At 58.4% G+C, this 15655-nt stretch carries 16 protein-coding genes; 6 read left to right on the forward strand and 10 right to left on the reverse strand.

Annotated features, from left to right (window positions below; translation table 11 throughout):
• Positions 1–30 precede the first annotated feature (30 nt).
• Both ACFKSJ_RS01490 and ACFKSJ_RS01495 read right to left on the reverse strand, forming a co-directional pair.
• A complete protein-coding gene (locus tag ACFKSJ_RS01490; protein ID WP_440950505.1) occupies positions 31–1176 on the reverse strand; it encodes an aldo/keto reductase in 1146 nt (381 codons plus the stop codon).
• Positions 1177–1432: 256 nt separating this feature from the next.
• Entirely contained in the window at positions 1433–1600 is a 168-nt protein-coding gene (locus tag ACFKSJ_RS01495; protein ID WP_440950506.1) for a hypothetical protein, read from the reverse strand.
• A 232-nt stretch (positions 1601–1832) separates the two neighbouring features.
• On the opposite strand from ACFKSJ_RS01495, the gene ACFKSJ_RS01500 reads away from it, so the two are divergent.
• Positions 1833–3395: an aldehyde dehydrogenase family protein gene (locus ACFKSJ_RS01500; RefSeq protein ID WP_440950507.1), complete on the forward strand. Its 1563-nt coding sequence runs from the start codon at positions 1833–1835 to the stop codon at positions 3393–3395.
• A gap of 88 nt (positions 3396–3483) precedes the next feature.
• Positions 3484–3699, forward strand: coding sequence for a KTSC domain-containing protein (locus tag ACFKSJ_RS01505; RefSeq protein WP_440950508.1), 216 nt, complete (start codon positions 3484–3486; stop codon positions 3697–3699).
• Positions 3700–3977: 278 nt separating this feature from the next.
• On the opposite strand, the gene ACFKSJ_RS01510 is transcribed toward ACFKSJ_RS01505, so the two are convergent.
• The 8 genes from ACFKSJ_RS01510 to ACFKSJ_RS01545 all read right to left on the reverse strand — a co-directional run bounded on the left by ACFKSJ_RS01510 (position 3978) and on the right by ACFKSJ_RS01545 (position 10959).
• A complete protein-coding gene (locus ACFKSJ_RS01510) occupies positions 3978–5285 on the reverse strand; it encodes a hypothetical protein (protein ID WP_440950509.1) in 1308 nt (435 codons plus the stop codon).
• Between the two features lie 119 nt (positions 5286–5404).
• On the reverse strand, positions 5405–6754 hold the full coding sequence (locus ACFKSJ_RS01515) for a hypothetical protein (RefSeq protein ID WP_440950510.1): 1350 nt from the start codon (positions 6752–6754) through the stop codon (positions 5405–5407).
• 501 nt (positions 6755–7255) lie between these two features.
• Entirely contained in the window at positions 7256–8074 is an 819-nt protein-coding gene (locus ACFKSJ_RS01520) for a nitroreductase family protein (protein ID WP_440950511.1), read from the reverse strand.
• 88 nt (positions 8075–8162) lie between these two features.
• A complete protein-coding gene (locus ACFKSJ_RS01525; RefSeq protein WP_440950512.1) occupies positions 8163–8438 on the reverse strand; it encodes a hypothetical protein in 276 nt (91 codons plus the stop codon).
• Positions 8439–9086 (reverse strand): energy-coupling factor ABC transporter permease, encoded by a 648-nt coding sequence (locus ACFKSJ_RS01530; protein ID WP_440950513.1) that lies wholly within the window; start codon positions 9084–9086, stop codon positions 8439–8441.
• A 130-nt stretch (positions 9087–9216) separates the two neighbouring features.
• Positions 9217–10020, reverse strand: a complete 804-nt coding sequence (locus ACFKSJ_RS01535) for an energy-coupling factor transporter transmembrane component T family protein (protein ID WP_440950514.1) — start codon at positions 10018–10020, stop codon at positions 9217–9219.
• The gene (locus ACFKSJ_RS01540) at positions 10020–10502 is read right to left on the reverse strand and encodes a metal-dependent transcriptional regulator (RefSeq protein ID WP_440950515.1); all 483 of its coding nucleotides are present in this window, start codon (positions 10500–10502) and stop codon (positions 10020–10022) included. The genes ACFKSJ_RS01535 and ACFKSJ_RS01540 overlap by 1 nt, the downstream gene beginning before the upstream one ends.
• Positions 10503–10599: 97 nt before the next feature.
• Complete coding sequence (locus tag ACFKSJ_RS01545; RefSeq protein ID WP_440950516.1) at positions 10600–10959, reverse strand: winged helix-turn-helix transcriptional regulator; 360 nt, start codon at positions 10957–10959, stop codon at positions 10600–10602.
• An 89-nt stretch (positions 10960–11048) separates the two neighbouring features.
• Here ACFKSJ_RS01545 and hcp point away from each other — a divergent pair, with 89 nt between their 5' ends.
• From hcp to ACFKSJ_RS01565, 4 genes are all read left to right on the forward strand, one after another.
• Positions 11049–12665, forward strand: a complete 1617-nt coding sequence (hcp, locus tag ACFKSJ_RS01550; RefSeq protein ID WP_440950517.1) for a hydroxylamine reductase — start codon at positions 11049–11051, stop codon at positions 12663–12665.
• Positions 12666–12737: 72 nt separating this feature from the next.
• Positions 12738–13103 (forward strand): cupin domain-containing protein, encoded by a 366-nt coding sequence (locus ACFKSJ_RS01555; protein ID WP_440950518.1) that lies wholly within the window; start codon positions 12738–12740, stop codon positions 13101–13103.
• 94 nt (positions 13104–13197) lie between these two features.
• Entirely contained in the window at positions 13198–13455 is a 258-nt protein-coding gene (locus tag ACFKSJ_RS01560) for a hypothetical protein (RefSeq protein ID WP_440950519.1), read from the forward strand.
• 59 nt (positions 13456–13514) lie between these two features.
• Positions 13515–15527 carry a cation:proton antiporter domain-containing protein gene (locus ACFKSJ_RS01565; RefSeq protein ID WP_440950520.1) on the forward strand — a complete coding sequence of 671 codons (2013 nt, stop codon included), beginning with the start codon at positions 13515–13517 and terminating at the stop codon, positions 15525–15527.
• Positions 15528–15655: the final 128 nt, after the last annotated feature.

Below are 15655 nucleotides of genomic sequence, written 5' to 3' on the forward strand. Positions count from 1 at the left end.
GGGCTCCGCCTTCACCAACCTTTTTTGTTTTTAACTTCCGAAGTAGGCTACGACGTCCTTGAGCCGCTCGCGGATCGGGATCCCCTGCGGACACTGCTCCTCGCAGGCCCCGCATTCGGTGCACTGTGAGGCGCACGACGGAGAACCGCCGAAGAACGCCCCGGTCGCGATGGTGTAGTTGATCTTCGCGACACCCGGGTCATCATAGATCGTCCCTGCATTGTAGTCGGCGAAGCACTCTGGAATGTTCACACCGGCCGGGCAGGGCATGCAGTACTTGCAGCCCGTGCACGACACCCTGACCCGCTTGGTGTACTCGTACTTGACCAGGTCAAAGAGCCGGAGTTCCCCCTCGGAGAGCGAGTTCGGGAGACCCCGGTCGGCCGCTGACAGGTTCTCCCTGACCTGAACCGGCGTCGACATCCCGGAGAGGACGACCGTCACCTCCGGGTGGTTCCAGACCCAGCGGAGCGCCCACTCGGCAGGGGTCCGCTGCGTCGGTGCCCTCGCCCAGATCTTCCGGATCGCAGGGATCCCGGTGGCCAGCATCCCGCCCTTGATCGGCTCCATGACCACCACGCCAAGCTCCTTCTCTGCGGCGTACTGAAGCCCGGCGGTCCCCGCCTGGTAGTGCTCGTCCATGAAGTTATACTGGATCTGGGTGAAGGTCCAGTCGTATCCGTCGACAATCTCCCGAAAGACATCCACTGAAGGGTCGTGAAACGAGAAGCCGGCAACCCCGATCCGGCCATCGTCTATCGCATCGTCAAGAAATTCGTCGAGGCCGAGCGGGACCAGCTCCTCCCAGTAGGCGCGGTTCAGCGAATGGACAAGGTAACAGTCGATGTGGTCGGTCTGCAGTCTTTCGAGCTGCTCGTCGAGGTACCGGTCCATGTCCTCGCGGGAATGGACCAGCCAGCTCGGCAGTTTCGTCGCCAGGTTCACCCGCTCACGATACCCGTCCTGAAGGGCCTGCCCGAGGAACGGTTCGCTCTCCTCGTTATGGTAGGGATAGGCGGTGTCGATATAGTTCACTCCCTGGTCGATAGCCCCCCTGATCATCGCAGTCGCCACAGGCTCGTCGATGCTCCCGTCATTTAAGACCGGGAGACGCATGCACCCGAACCCTAAGATCGAGAGATCCCGGTCGAGGTTCTTCATCCTCCGGTACAGCATGAACTGATCATCTCCATTGCGCTGATAAGGGGCTGATGAAAGGTAAAGTTTCTCCTTCACTGCCCCTCGACACGGGCTGGCCTTCCGGATGGGATGCTTGAGAAAGATCTGCAGAATTCCAAGAGTTCCTCGATAGATGACAGCGGTGCCGGCACCGCGTCACCTCCAGGTAGTAAAACCGGTTCGCCTGGTCGAAATGCCCAATCAGCACTGAGATCCGGTGCACGACGATGCCGGCTAACGGTGCATCGTCCGGTTATGCCCTGTCGCCGCCTTGCTGTTCATCCCCCGATCCCCTGGACGAGCAGCACCCGCTCGTCATCATCTGCTTTCCCAGGAAGAAGAGAAGGAGCAGGACAAGGCCGATGCCGGTCATCGCCAGCAGCGTCACCCCGATCAGGATCATCGCCTTCCGCCAGATCAAGATTTTTATCAGGTTCCATACGAGAAGTTGTATCATTTGGTTCCTCGTGTAGGTGATACAGGGTCATCGGTATTCTTTCTTTTGTCTGAGATGGATCGGGCCGGCACGGTTTCGATCACAGCCCCGGACCTGACAGGGACCCCCGAGCAGTGTGATCGAGGGGGTTTGGAGTGAGGAGAACGATCAGCACACCGGGTAAAAATGATTTAACTTAGCGATTCCACATGATCACATGGACTCCCCACATCCCTTCCTGATTGATGGTTCCTGGCGACGATCGGGGACGACAGCCGATGTCGTCTTTCCTTACGACGGTTCGATCATCGGATCGGTCGAACTTGCAGAACCACGGGATCTTGAGGATGCGATCGCGACAGCCCGGCGGGGAGCTCCCGTCATGCGCAGCCTGCCCGCCCATCGCCGCTCTGCAATCCTGGCGGGGATGGCTGAACTGGTCAGAGTGGAGGCGGACTCTCTCGCTGCGGCGATCGTCTCCGAAGCCGGCAAGACGATTACCCTCGCACGGGCCGAGGTTGGGAGGGCTGCCGCGGTCCTCCGCGTTTCGGCCGATGAAGCACTCCGAATAGGCGGCGAGATCGTCGATCTGGACTGGACTGAAAGCGGAGAGGGATGCACCGGGTATCTCCGCCGCGTCCCGGTGGGAGTCGTCCTCGCAATCACCCCGTTCAACTTTCCGCTCAACCTGGTCTGTCACAAGCTCGGCCCGGCCCTGGCTGCCGGCAATGCCGTGATCGTCCGACCGTCGACAAAAGCGCCCCTCTCAGCCCTTGCGCTGGGCCGGCTCGCGCTCATGGCCGGATGCCCGCCAGAGGGGATCGCCGTCGTACCATGCCGCACGGCCGACGCCGAACGGCTCGCAGGAGATCCCAGGATCGACTTCCTCTCGTTCACCGGGAGTCCGGCCGTCGGCTGGGATCTGAGGGCGAAGGCGGGTCGAAAACGGGTCGCGCTCGAGCTCGGTGGGAACGCTGCCGTGATCGTGGAGGCCGACGCGGACCTCGACGCAGCGGTCACGAAGATCGTCGACGGGGGATGTATGAACGCAGGACAGGTCTGTATCTCAATCCAGCGTGTTCTTCTCCATCGCTCGCTCTACGACGAAGGTCTTGCCCGAATAGTCGAGGGTATGAAAACCCTCTCGGTGGGGGATCCCCGTAATCCAGCGACTATCATCGGCCCGATGATCTCGGAGGAGATGGCCGCCGGGGCTGAGGCGAAGGTCGTCGAAGCGCTCGACGGAGGCGCCAGGTGCGAGATTGGCGGAACCCGGGACGGGACTCTCTTCAACCCGACCGTCCTGACGGGAACGACGCCTGATATGCGGGTGAACACGACCGAGATCTTTGCCCCGGTCATTACGGTCTCACCGTACGATCACCTCGAGGAAGCATTGGATTTTGCAAATGACACGGAGTACGGCCTTCAGCAGGGGATCTTCACGTATGATATACGGGGGATAGCGCTCGCTATGGAACGCTGCCGCGCCGGCGCTCTGATCGTCAACGATGTGCCGACCTTCCGGTTGGACCATATGCCGTACGGCGGTGTTGGTGCATCGGGGATCGGGAGGGAGGGACCGCGATATGCGATCCAGGAGATGACTGAACATCAGCTCGTCGTTCTTCGGGGTACTGAACGATCCATACCGATCGATGCTCTCCATCACCCTTGCTTCCTGCAGCGCCGGCCCACGGTGGCACCGCCCGTGTGGAAATATACCGGGTGGTGGAGCAGCGCCCGGCCATTCGTCAGGGGAAAGCGGATACTCTTTTGAGTCTACGTTTGGTCAGGGATGTCGCGTTCGATAGTATTATCAAAACCATTATCCGTTCGGCGCCCCTGTAAGAAACAGGCGATACTCTTTGGAAAGACAGTCCGTTAAGTCCGTTATTCTGCGCTCTGTGGGATATGATGAGAGCACAAAAATTCTGGAGATAGAATTTCACAAAGGACTTGTTTACCAGTTTTCCGGTGTCCCTCCAAAAGTCTACAAAGATTTCATCCATTCAAGCGAGATTGGACGATACTTCACCGAAAAGATCCGGCCCCGGTTCAGCTCAAAACCGGTTGTCGCATAGATCGCTTCCCCACAACGTTCCGCACGATGACACCGGCTCCAGGTATTTTTTTATTGTACCGGAATTCTTTCCATGACAGAGTATCTGTATTTGAATCGCGACGTGGTCTGAAAAAATTTTTTTTTAAGATCCCCGAACTCTGCAAAAATTCTCTCCTCCCGTCGGGAAATCACCCGTCTCCGTCTTCTCCCAGCCGTTCAGGGCGAGGGAGTCTCCAGTCGGGGATGCCGGCCTCACCCTCGTGATGGAGTCAACGATCTTCACCCTCTCCTGGATGATTACTCTGTCGACGTCTCCGAATCAGATCCCTTGAGCAAGATTATTGAGTAGAGAACGATGGCGATGATCACGCTCTCAAGGTACATGATGATTGAACGCAGGACGACAGAGCGCTCAACGATGTACAGGAGCGGCTGTTCGAGAGAACCTGTGTTCAAGACATAACTTACACCCAGGAGATAGTACAACACGGTGCCAATGATGATGATCAGGAATGTCCAGACCACGCAGAGGAACACGGCAGACTTCGGCTTCACGGACTTCAGGCGCCCTTTATGGAGTGGTCTGGCGGTCAGCACCCCCATTGGGACGAGGATTGCAGCGGCGATGAGATCGGTCCAACCGAGTGAGATCTCTTCGACGTAGAGAGCCCTGACGGCGAGCACCCCGATCAGGCAACCGGCGACGATCAGTGGCAGGATGACACGGGTCCGTGGAGTCATACGGGTCTCCATCCATAGAGATATCCTGGCGGAGATATACGCGAGAACAATGATTGGGAGAATAGTGCAACCGAAGATGACAAGGAGAATCAGAATGAATGTCACGAGAAATGGGATCCAGTTTGTAAGGTTGAATCTGGGGATGAACGAATCATAAGTATTGATCATCGGCGTCGCCGGGTTGAAGACGTATAGGTGACCCAGTACCATTACGGGAAGGTTCGTCATGGCGAGGAGGTTGAGGCGATGGGCCTCCTCTCTCAGATCAGTTGGACCCACGACCCCGTAGTACGCGATGTAGTAGTTCACGCCCGGGTACGAATCCATGACGAAGGTGAGGAGATACCCCGACGTCTCGTCACTCTCGTACCGGGTCGCGTCGATCGCCTGCCATTGCTCAGACCTTGAGAGGGTCACCAGGTCGGAACTATTGGAGCCGGCGAGTTCAGGAGAGAGATTGAGCGTGATCGGAGTGACTGTACCGTGCTGTTGAAGGTACCGGTGCAGTTCGTCCTTCTCTTTTATGAACCCGTCCCAGTCTCTGAAGTACCAGACAGCGGTGAGATACTGTTCGCCGGTCTTTGGAGAGGTGAAGTTGGTGTAATAATAATTACCCGAGACGTTCGACGGGAATGGTGGTCTCTTCTCATGTCCCTGTCGGGAGATGTATCCGTCGGTCTCGACAAAGAGGCCGGCATCCGATACATTGAGGTATCCGGTATTCGTCGCGGCCCACCAGGCATAATTGTCGGGAGGTGGCGGGGTGGCGCTCACCGAGCCGATCAGTGCGGATGAGAGGAGGAGGGCGAGGACGGCGAGACAGATTCCCCACCGTATCCTATCAGGCGGCAGATGTGACGACATCGACATTTCCCTCTTTCTGTTCATATTTTCACTCATCCCAACGGCACTGTTTTCATCGATCTGTTCACATCCATCCTCTCAAGTCCATGATGGTGCCGGCCTTCCCCCTCGGGATGGAGTCATCGATCTTCATCCTTCACTGGATGCTTGCTCTGTCGACGTCTCCTGATCCGGTCCCAGAACAGAATCACTGCGTAGAGAACGATGGCGATGACCACGCTCATGAGATAAAGGATGACTGAACGCAGGACGACAGAGCGACTCACGATGTACGAGAGCGATTGATCGAGAGAACCTGCGTTCGATGTAAAACTTACACCCAGAAAAAAGTATAACAGGGCACCAATGATGATGGTGTAGAATGTCCCGACCACGCAGAGGAACACGGCAGACTTCGGCTTCACGTACTTCAGGCGCTCTTTAAAGAGTGGTCTGACGGTCAGCACCCCCATTGGGACGAGGATTGCAGCGGCGATGAAATCGGTCCAACCGAGCGAGATCTCTTCGATGTAGAAGGCCCTGACGGCGAGCACCCCGATCAGGCAACAGGCGACGATCAGTGGCAGGATGGCACGGGTCCGTGAAGTCATATGGGCGTCCATCCATAGAGATATCCTGGCGGAGATATACGCGAGAACAATGATCGGGATGAAGGTGTAGCCGATGACGATAAGGAGAATCGGAATGAATACCATGAGAAATGGGATCCAGGTTTTAGGGTTGAATATGGGGTTGGACGCGAGACTGGACCAATAATCCGGAATGGTCATCGGTGTTGCGGGATCGAACTCGTACCAGTGGCTCATGACAAATCGAGGGATACTCGTCATGGCGAGGAGATGTTGATGATGCGTCGCATCCTCACTCACGTTGGTCGAACCTGTGATCCCGTAGTACGCGATGTAGTAATTCTCGCCCGGAAAGTAGTTCGTGGCAAACGTGAGGAAGTCTCCTGATGTCCCGTCCCCCTCGTACCGGGTTGCATTGATCGTCCGCCATTGCTCCGTCCCGGAGAGATCCCTGATGTCAGAGATACTGGAGCCGGCGAGTTCCGGGGAGAGATTGAGCACGACCGGTGTGATTGTTCCATGTTGCTGGAGGTACCGGTTCAGTTCATCCTTCCCTTTCGTGAACCCGTCCCAGGTGTTGAAGTACCAGACGGCGTCGAGATACTGTTGGTCGTTTCCCGGAGATGTGAAGGTGGTGTAATAGTAGTTATCCGATACGTTCGGCAGGAATGGCGGTCTCTTCGCCAGTCCCTGCTCCGAATTGTACAAGTCGACCGTGGAAAAGAACCCGGCGTCCGACGCATTGAGATATTCGAGGTTTGGAGCCGCCCACCGGGCCCGATACTCAGGAGGTGGCGGGGTGGCGCTCGCGACGGCGACGAGGGAGAACGAGAGGAGGAGGGCGAGGACGGCGAGACAGATTCCCCACCGTATCCTCTCTGACGGCAGATGTGACGACATCGATCCCTCCCTCTGTTCATTCATGACCCTGGTGAACGGCACCGGTCATCGTTCTGTTTTTCAAATCCAAAGGTGTTACACTCCTCATCCGTCCTGTCGAGTCTGTGATGGTGAAGATCTTCCGCGTCTCGATCGGGACCTGCACGGAGCCGGCCGGGTTGATAGGTATCAGTCTCATTGGTTATCTCTTCCAATTTTCCTGCATGACATCAGGACCTGTCCGACATCGTCATGGGAAACAGGTGAACGAACAGTTCGATGCACTACAGAGAAGGGACTCATCTCGTCGTTATTTATAGTTATGTACTTGAAAAATCAATGATTTGATGTTGACCTGGTCGTCTGTTCTGCTCATTCGCACGAACCGAATATCCTGTGAACGCGGCAATCGAAAACCGGGGGAGATCCGTCCCCCCTGCAGAAGAAAAAAGAGATCGATATGGTGGCGAGTACCCCATCCGCCGGATGTTCTGTTCAGACCCGGTGCGCGGCGAGCCCCGCTCACCGCCACTCGATCCGGGCCGGCTTTCTGGACGGGATACTGTGGGTTGCGTACTTCGGGTACCCGAAGAAGAGTGCGAACTGGTACACCCTTCCCTCCGGGATGGCGAGCGCCTGCTTCACCTTCTCCGACGCCATGGCCCCGATCGTCAGAAACCCGGCCCAGCAGGCCCCGACTCCGAAGGCCGGCACGGCCACGTCGAAGTGCGTCAGCCCGATGATCGCATCCACCGGGGCCGATGAGTTCCCAGCCGGGGTGTGGGCGATCACCAGGTGGGGGGCCCCCCTGCAGATCGGATCGGATCCCCGTTCCCAGGCGTCGACCAGATACTGGAGGGGCAGCCCCCTGCTCAGCGGTGAATCTGCGGCGATCTCATCCCGCATCCATTCGATGGTCACGCCGGCGAGCCGCTTCACCTCTGCCGGATCGGTGATGATGATGTACTGGACGGGCTGCATGTTCGCACCCGAGGGGGCGTACCTGACGATCTCCATCACCTGTTCCATCGTCTCTCTCGGCACCGGTTCGGGTTTGAAGTGGCGGACCGAGCGGCGGCTCTGCAGATAGAGGCCGAGCGCACCCGGTGTCATCGCCGGCCGGCCCGCCGGCAGTGTCGATGGTCGACCGTCCGGGTCCTGTAACTTCAGCGCCCCGGTTGGGCAGGTCGCCTCGCATTGTCCGCAGGCGATGCAGGATCCTTCGTTCTCCGGGCGGATCGAAGGGATGGTGCCGGTCTCTTCGATGATCCCGGACGGGCAGATTGTCGTACAGGTGGAGCAGTGCGTGCAGGCCACTTCATCGATCACAATGGTGCTCATACCTGCATTCTATCGTCGTCTTATATAAAATTCGTATGGATCCGGCCTTTCCGGGTTCCACGCCTGACTTCTCAAAAAAGAAGAGGACCTAGATTCCGGTCCTTTTCAGGGCGAAGAGACTGACCGCGATCAGGAGGGCGAGGACCGCCAGATAGGCGAGGATGTTCCCCTCCAGGCTGAAACCGAAGAACCCTCCGTCCTCTTCCTCTGCTCCTCCGTCATGCTGCAGGCCGAGCGCTTCGGTGAACCGGTCCTCGATCCCCATCGGGCCGGTGATCTGAAAGGCGAGGACCGCCCCGATGAGGATCAGCAGGGCCAGGCCGCCCAGCACCAGCAGACCTCTCTTCTCCTCCCCATCGACCACTCATTCCACCCCCTGCATCATCGCCGGCCTCACCCTCTTGATATAGGTGACGATGTACCCGGTGACGAAGGCTTCGATGACCGCGACCCCCAGGTTCACCCCGGTGAGAAGGGAGAGGCCGTACAGGGTCTGTCCCATCGTCTGGTCCGTTCCCTGTACGCCGGAGATCAGAATGACCCCGATCATCACGACACTCCCGACTACGAGGCTGAGGAGCGTGGCGATCCCGGCACGGGAGAACGTCCCGCTGAGGAACCGTCCGGTTCCGCGGTACACGCCGTAGGCCGCAACGACCTCGACGATATTGACAAAGGTATTGACGCCGACCATCCCCCATCCGCCATGGCCGATGCCGGCGGAGAGGATATTGACGATCAAGACGATCAGACTCCCGACCAGGGGGCCGGTGAGGATCCCGACCAGGGGAGTCAGATTCATGTGGACGCCTCCAAAGAGCGGAATACTCACCTGGAAGACTGCAAAACAGGCCGCTGTACAGAAGGCGGCGATGGTGATCTGCCGGCTATCGAGCGAGCCTCTCCGCCTCAACAGGTACAGTGACCCTGCGATCATCACACCGGTCACTACCCACCATATCACTACCCAAAGAAGGGTGAACGATCCGTCTGGAAGATGTATATGCGCCATAACTGATCAACTGAAAACCAGATGGAGGCTCTCTCCTCTGGTGATCAGCATACTCGGCGGAAACAGAAAAACATTGCTGAAATTTTGGGGAGGGGTAAAAAATTTTGCGCGGGGAGAGAGAGCCGATTGATCACCAGATCTTCCCGGTTGCCACCACGTACAGCACTGCGACGCAGGCGCACAGGAGGAAGATCCATTCCGGCATCCGGATGGCAGGGACCGGTGTCAGCGCCCTGTACTGCCCGGAGTAGCCCCGAGCCCGCATGGCCCCGTTCACCCGTTCTGCCTGGTCGAACGAGCGGATGAAGACCAGCCCGAAGATCTCCGCAAAGATCGTCCCCTGTTTTCGCGCACTCTGGATCAGCCCTCCGCCTCGTGATTGGACAGACTTGAGGAGTGCTGTTATCAGGGAGAGTGTCAGGAAGATGAACCGGTACGACATCAGAAAGATCTGGTTGAGCGGGTCCGGGAAGACCCTGTAGACCATGGTCGTCAGGTGAAGATAGCGCGTCGTCATCAGGAAGAGCAACGAGTAGGTGACCATGATCAGGGTCTTGAGCGCCAGGGTGATCAGCAGCACCAGGCCGTTCATGCTCAGGTTCAGCGTTGTCAGACCCAGAGGAATCGATATGAGGGCCGGCCCCGGCTCGTTCCAGATCATGATCCCGATGATCGAGACGACGAAGACGATCGGGAGCAGATACCAGCTGGAGAGCTGTCTCAACGAAAAGCCGGCAATCTTGTAGATGATCAGGATCGCAGCGTAGACCCCCGCCAGCACCAGGGGGGACCGGGTCACGGTGATCAGGAGCACCAGCAGCACCAGGGTGATACCCTTGGTCCACGGACTCACCCTGGAGAGGAATGATCGGTTACTCTCTGCATACCAGGTGATGAGGTTCAGGTCAGGCAGGTGATCGTTCAACACATCCATCACCTGCCCAGTCGTAGTGCATCGTCGCGTTCAGTTCCATCAGCCAGAACTTCAGTCCCCGAGTGACAGCATTCCCGGTCATGAGGAATCGCTCCGCAGACTCCCATCATCGGATGCCCGAGCGACCGGCAGATGCGATCGATCATCTCGCGGGAGACAAAACTCTCAAAACGGGCCGACTCGGTACAGGCCTCTTCGGGTGAGAGTCCGTAATGGGTGAGGATCAGCCCGAGGATCCGGTGTCGCCGAAAGAGAAACTCGGTGTACTCCTTTCCTTTCTCGGTGAGGCTCACGCCGTGATACGGAACATGGATGAGGTACCCGCTCGACGAGAGTTCGCCGATCGTCTTGGTGATCGTGGACGGGTCGACATTGAAATGGACCGCCATCGTGCTGGTGTTCACCCGCTCCCCTCGCATGGAGATATATTTCATATATTCGACTTTCCGGGGGGTGAGCTCGAACCCGGTGAAGTGGTGCATACGTACACTACTGTGCTGGACCTTAAGAATATTTTGAGGTAACTCCAATTTTTTCTGTGAACCATCTGCCCCTGGTGGCTGATGATGCACCGCTCATTTAGAGCACGCAGACCTTGCAGTCCTGATCCCCGCAGGCGATGTTGTCGATCTTCCACTTCAATGCCCATCTCTTGATCTCCCTGACGATCTCGATGATCTCAAGGCCGCTCTCGGTCAGGGTGTACTCGCTCTTCACCGGGAACGAGGTGGCATCGATCTGGTGGGTGACGAGCCCCTCCATTTCGAGTTCCTTCAACCGTTCCGAGAGGGTCTTGGAGGTGATGCCGGCGAGGGCGTCCTTGAGATCCGAGAACCTCCGGGAGTACTCGTCCCCCTTGTAGATCTCCAGGATGATCAGGAGTGTCCATTTCCTGGTCAGGTACCGGACTGTCTGATTGACGGTGCACGCTTCCTGCATGGTATATTTTTTGAAACCCCGGACTATTTATAGTATAGTATATATTGGATACTCTGTAGCAAATAGATACCCAATGAGGTGTTTGATCTATGTTCTGTAATCAGTGTGAAGAGACGGCTAAAGGGAGTGGATGTACAGTGAAAGGAGTTTGCGGCAAGGAAGGAGCCACCGCAGGGCTTCAGGATGTCCTGATCTATCTGTGCAAGGGGATCGCGGTGCGGAATCTAAACGCAATGGAAAAAGGAGCCGGCAATGCAGAGGCAGGTCTGTTCATTGCGGACGCACTCTTTGCGACCCTGACCAACGTGAACTTCGACCCGGCCCGGTTCAACGAGATGATCCGGCAGGCCGTCGCCCTCCGCGATGCTCTCCCCCGCCTGGAAGGGGACGAGCCTGAGGTCTGCACCTGGACCCCGAAGAACGACGGTGATATCGCCGCGAAGGCTGAGGAGATTGCATCACTCGCGCAGAAGGGTGACGACATCACCTCGCTCCGCTTACTCCTGACCTACGGCCTGAAGGGGATCAGTGCGTACTACACCCATGCAGCCGTGCTCGGCTCCACCGACGAATCGATCACCACCTTCCTCCAGAAGGGGCTCGCCGCGACGGTCACCGACCTGCCGGCCGACCAGCTGATCGCCCTGGTCCTCGAATGCGGCGGCTTCGGGGTGAAGGTACTGGCCCTCCTCGATGCGGCCAACACCGGTGCCTATGGAAAGCCTGAGATCACCCCGGTTAAGACGACGGCCGGGACACGCCCCGGCATCCTGATCACCGGCCACGACCTCAAGGACCTTGAGATGCTCCTCGAGCAGACGAAGGAGAGCGGTGTGGATGTCTACACCCACGGCGAGATGCTTCCGGCGCATGCCTACCCGGCGTTCAAGAAGTACGTCCATCTCGTCGGCAACTACGGCAGTTCATGGCACCACCAGAAGGAGGAGTTCGAACAGTTCAACGGTCCGATCGTGGTCACCACCAACTGCCTGGTCCCGCCGAAGGAGTCGTATATCGACCGGGTCTATACCACCGGACAGGTCGGGTTCTCCGGCGTCACCCACATCCCTGCGGCCGCGGACGGCAGCAAGGATTTCTCTGCGGTGATCGCCCGGGCAAAGACCAGTCCGCCCCCAACGAGCATCGGGAACGGTGCCGACCTGATCACCGGCGCCGCCCACGATGCGGTCCTTGCGATCGCCGGCACCGTCGTCGACGCGGTGAAGAGCGGAGCGATCAGGCGGTTCCTGGTGATGGCAGGCTGCGACGGCCGGCACAGTGACCGGGATTACTACACGAAATTCGCCGAGGCACTGCCGAAGGACACGGTGATCCTGACGGCCGGGTGCGCAAAGTACCGGTACAACAGCCTCGACCTCGGCACCATCGGCGGAATCCCCCGGGTGCTCGACGCCGGCCAGTGCAACGACTCCTACTCGCTGGTCGTGATCGCCCAGGCGCTCGCCGGGGCCTTCAACGTCGACCTGAACGAACTGCCGATCTCGTACAACATCGCCTGGTACGAACAGAAGGCCGTCCTTGTGCTGCTGGCACTGCTGAACCTCGGGGTCAAGAACATCACCCTCGGCCCACGCCTTCCGGGCTTCATCTCGCCCGGGGTCCTGAACGTGCTGGTCGAGAACTTCGGGATCAGCAAGAACAGCACCGTGGAAGAGGACCTCGCCCGGATGGTCCCGAGCGCGTAAGGGCCGATCAGGAGACTGATCCTCCCATTTTTTCACTTCAATCACCAATACAGACGTGGAGGCATACCCAGTATGGCAGAATTTAAAGAGGTGCATTCGGATGCACACGACCAGAAGCGGGCGGAGCTCTACGCGAAGGTGCTCAATCTCAAGGACCTCGTGGACTATGCGGAAGGGACCGTCTCAAGCCGGATGATTGCGAACCGCAAGGCCGGCAGCATCACGATCTTCTCGTTCGACGAGAACGAGGGTCTCTCCGAGCATACCGCCCCCTATGACGCGGTCGTGACGATCCTGGACGGGGAGTGCGAGGTCTGGGTGGCCGGCCAGACCTTTCAGATGAAGGAAGGGGAGACGATCATCTTTCCGGCCAACGTCCCGCACGCCCTCTCGGCGCTGACGCGGTTCAAGATGTCGCTGACGATGATCCGCGAGTGAGACCGGGCCGGCGATGCAGATGACCGGGAGGTCATCCATCAGATACTTTTTTATGTGAACCCCCGGGGATAAGCGTATCCAGAGGGTGATAGGAATGCCAGTTTCAGCATGGGAGTTCAGCGAAGGATCGGTGCAGATCAATGAAATCGAACGGTTCCTCAGGGCCCATCCCGATACCGGGTACTCGTTGCACGAGATCGAGGCGGCGATCATCGGGGACCGGGTCGACCGGACCCGGCACCTCGACCTCTTCATCGCAGACCTGCTGCTGCTCGTCCCGCGCCTCTTCGATGAGGAGCGGATCGAATGCAGAGTGATCGAGGGGATCCCTTATTTTAAGTGGAACGACTGACCATAGATGATTGATTGTCCGGCCTGGCCGGACTCCAGCGCACCCATTTGTGAATTTCCATGATCACCGGATACCTCGCCAACATCATCATCATCATCGCCTTCGCCCTGGTGATCATCGCCATCGGAAACCGGTTCCGGATCCCCGGGATCGTCGGGTTCATCATCACCGGGATCCTGATCGGTCCGTACGGGTTCGGGCTGATCCCGGAACGGGAGATCGTCGACGCCCTTGCAGAGATCGGGATCATCTTCCTCCTCTTCACGATCGGGATGCAGTTCTCATTCCGGAAACTCTTCGAGATGAAGAAGATCGTCCTGATCGGCGGAGGTCTCCAGGTCCTCCTCACCATTGCGGTGGTTGTCGGGATCCTGTCCCTCTTCGGCGTGCCCACCAGCCAGGCTCTCTTCATCGGGTTCCTCGTCTGCCCCAGCAGCACCGCCATCACCCTGAAGATCTTCCAGGACCGGGCTGAACTGGAGAGCCCGCATGCCCGGGTCAGCTTCGGCATCGGTATCTTCCAGGACATCATCACGATCCCGATGCTCGTCGCCCTCCCGATCCTGGCCGGCCAGACCTCGGACATCCTCGGTTCGCTCTTCAACCTCGGGATCACCACGGCCCTGCTGCTGGTCTTCGTCATCGGGAGTTCGATCTATGTGATCCCCTGGTTCATGAACCGGATCACGGGCACACGAAACCCTGAGGTCTTCCTCTTAAGTATCATCCTGATCTGTTTCGCGATCACCTACATCACCGCCGAGGTCGGCCTTTCGATCGCCCTCGGCGCCTTCCTCGCCGGCCTCACCCTCTCAGAGTCCGAGTACTTCCATCAGGCCTTCGCCAGCATTCTGCCGTTCCGCGAGATCTTCACCAGTTTCTTCTTCATCTCCATCGGGATGCTGCTCGACCTCGGATACATGATCGGCCACCCGGTGATCATCATCGCGCTCGCTCTCGGGGTCATTCTGATGAAGGCGATAGTATCCGGTGGCGCTGCCTTCGTTCTCGGTCATTCACTCCGGACCACGGTGCTGTCGGGGCTGGCACTGGCCAATATCGGGGAGTTCGCCTTCATCCTTTCAACCGCAGGGAAGGGCTATGGCCTCTTCACCGACGCGACCGAACAGGTCTTTCTGGCTGTGGCGGTCCTGACGATGTCCCTCGCTCCGCTGGCCATTGCCATCGGGCCGCGGGTTGCCGACGCGGTCAGTCAGGGTCCCCTGGGGCAGGTGGTCAGGGCCCGATCCCTGAAGGATGATGTCATTCCGCCCGAGCCGCTCAGAGGCCACCTGGTGATCATCGGCTACGGGTTGAACGGGAGAAACCTCGCCAAGGTGGCGAAGGCCGGCACTATCCCGTACCGGATCATCGACATGAACCCGGACACCGTCGCCGCGGAGCGGGAGAAAGGAGAGCCGATCTTCTTCGGGGACGCGACCAGCCCCGAGATCCTGACCCACGCCGGGATCGAGACGGCCAGAATCCTGGTGATCGTCATCAACGATACCCTCTCGACCCGTGCCGTCACCAGCCTGGCCAGGCAGATGAACCGGGATCTCTTCATCATTGTCCGGACCCGGTTCACCTCGGAGGCGACCACCCTCCACGAGTTGGGCGCAGACGAGGTGATCCCTGAGGAGTTTGAGACCTCGGTGGAGATCTTCACACGGGTGCTGAAGAAGTACCTGATCCCACAGAGGACGATCGAGCGGTTCGTCCGGGAGATCCGTGCCGATACCTACCAGATGCTCCGGACACCGTCATCCCTCTCTTCAGAACTCACCGATCTCGCGATGACCAGTCCTTCCCTGGATATCAGCACGCTGATCGTCGACCCGCATTCCAGCGTCTGCGGACGATCGCTGGCAGCGCTTGAACTTCGGAATCAGTACAGAGTCTCGGTCGTCGCGATCCGAAGGAGAGGGGAGGCCATCACCAATCCGACCGGGGACTCCATTCTCACCTCCGGGGACGAGGTGGTCGTCTTTGGGAAACTGGAGGATATCTCCCTGCTTCGGGATCTCTTTGAGGGTGAAGGCTCGCCGGCCTCATCGACCGGCCGGGCCTGAATTCCTATCGGCAGATGGATCGGGGATTTATACTGGTGCAGGGGGTGCCCTGGAGTCAGCGAATGTATTAATATACATGGGGATCTATGAGGCGTCAACGGTGATACCCCTGTGGAGAGAACCGAAGA

Source organism: Methanosphaerula subterraneus (assembly GCF_052055875.1).
Taxonomy (GTDB): domain Archaea; phylum Halobacteriota; class Methanomicrobia; order Methanomicrobiales; family Methanospirillaceae; genus Methanosphaerula; species Methanosphaerula subterraneus.

Coding starts and splice junctions, on each gene's coding strand:
- ACFKSJ_RS01490 (WP_440950505.1), bottom strand. CDS start 1,176: ATGCTGTACCGGAGGATGAAGAACCTCGACCGGGATCTCTCGATCTTA.
- ACFKSJ_RS01500 (WP_440950507.1), top strand. CDS start 1,833: ATGGACTCCCCACATCCCTTCCTGATTGATGGTTCCTGGCGACGATCG.
- ACFKSJ_RS01510 (WP_440950509.1), bottom strand. CDS start 5,285: ATGTCGTCACATCTGCCGCCTGATAGGATACGGTGGGGAATCTGTCTC.
- ACFKSJ_RS01515 (WP_440950510.1), bottom strand. CDS start 6,754: ATGTCGTCACATCTGCCGTCAGAGAGGATACGGTGGGGAATCTGTCTC.
- ACFKSJ_RS01520 (WP_440950511.1), bottom strand. CDS start 8,074: ATGAGCACCATTGTGATCGATGAAGTGGCCTGCACGCACTGCTCCACC.
- ACFKSJ_RS01530 (WP_440950513.1), bottom strand. CDS start 9,086: ATGGCGCATATACATCTTCCAGACGGATCGTTCACCCTTCTTTGGGTA.
- ACFKSJ_RS01535 (WP_440950514.1), bottom strand. CDS start 10,020: ATGGATGTGTTGAACGATCACCTGCCTGACCTGAACCTCATCACCTGG.
- ACFKSJ_RS01540 (WP_440950515.1), bottom strand. CDS start 10,502: ATGCACCACTTCACCGGGTTCGAGCTCACCCCCCGGAAAGTCGAATAT.
- ACFKSJ_RS01545 (WP_440950516.1), bottom strand. CDS start 10,959: ATGCAGGAAGCGTGCACCGTCAATCAGACAGTCCGGTACCTGACCAGG.
- hcp (WP_440950517.1), top strand. CDS start 11,049: ATGTTCTGTAATCAGTGTGAAGAGACGGCTAAAGGGAGTGGATGTACA.
- ACFKSJ_RS01555 (WP_440950518.1), top strand. CDS start 12,738: ATGGCAGAATTTAAAGAGGTGCATTCGGATGCACACGACCAGAAGCGG.
- ACFKSJ_RS01560 (WP_440950519.1), top strand. CDS start 13,198: ATGCCAGTTTCAGCATGGGAGTTCAGCGAAGGATCGGTGCAGATCAAT.
- ACFKSJ_RS01565 (WP_440950520.1), top strand. CDS start 13,515: ATGATCACCGGATACCTCGCCAACATCATCATCATCATCGCCTTCGCC.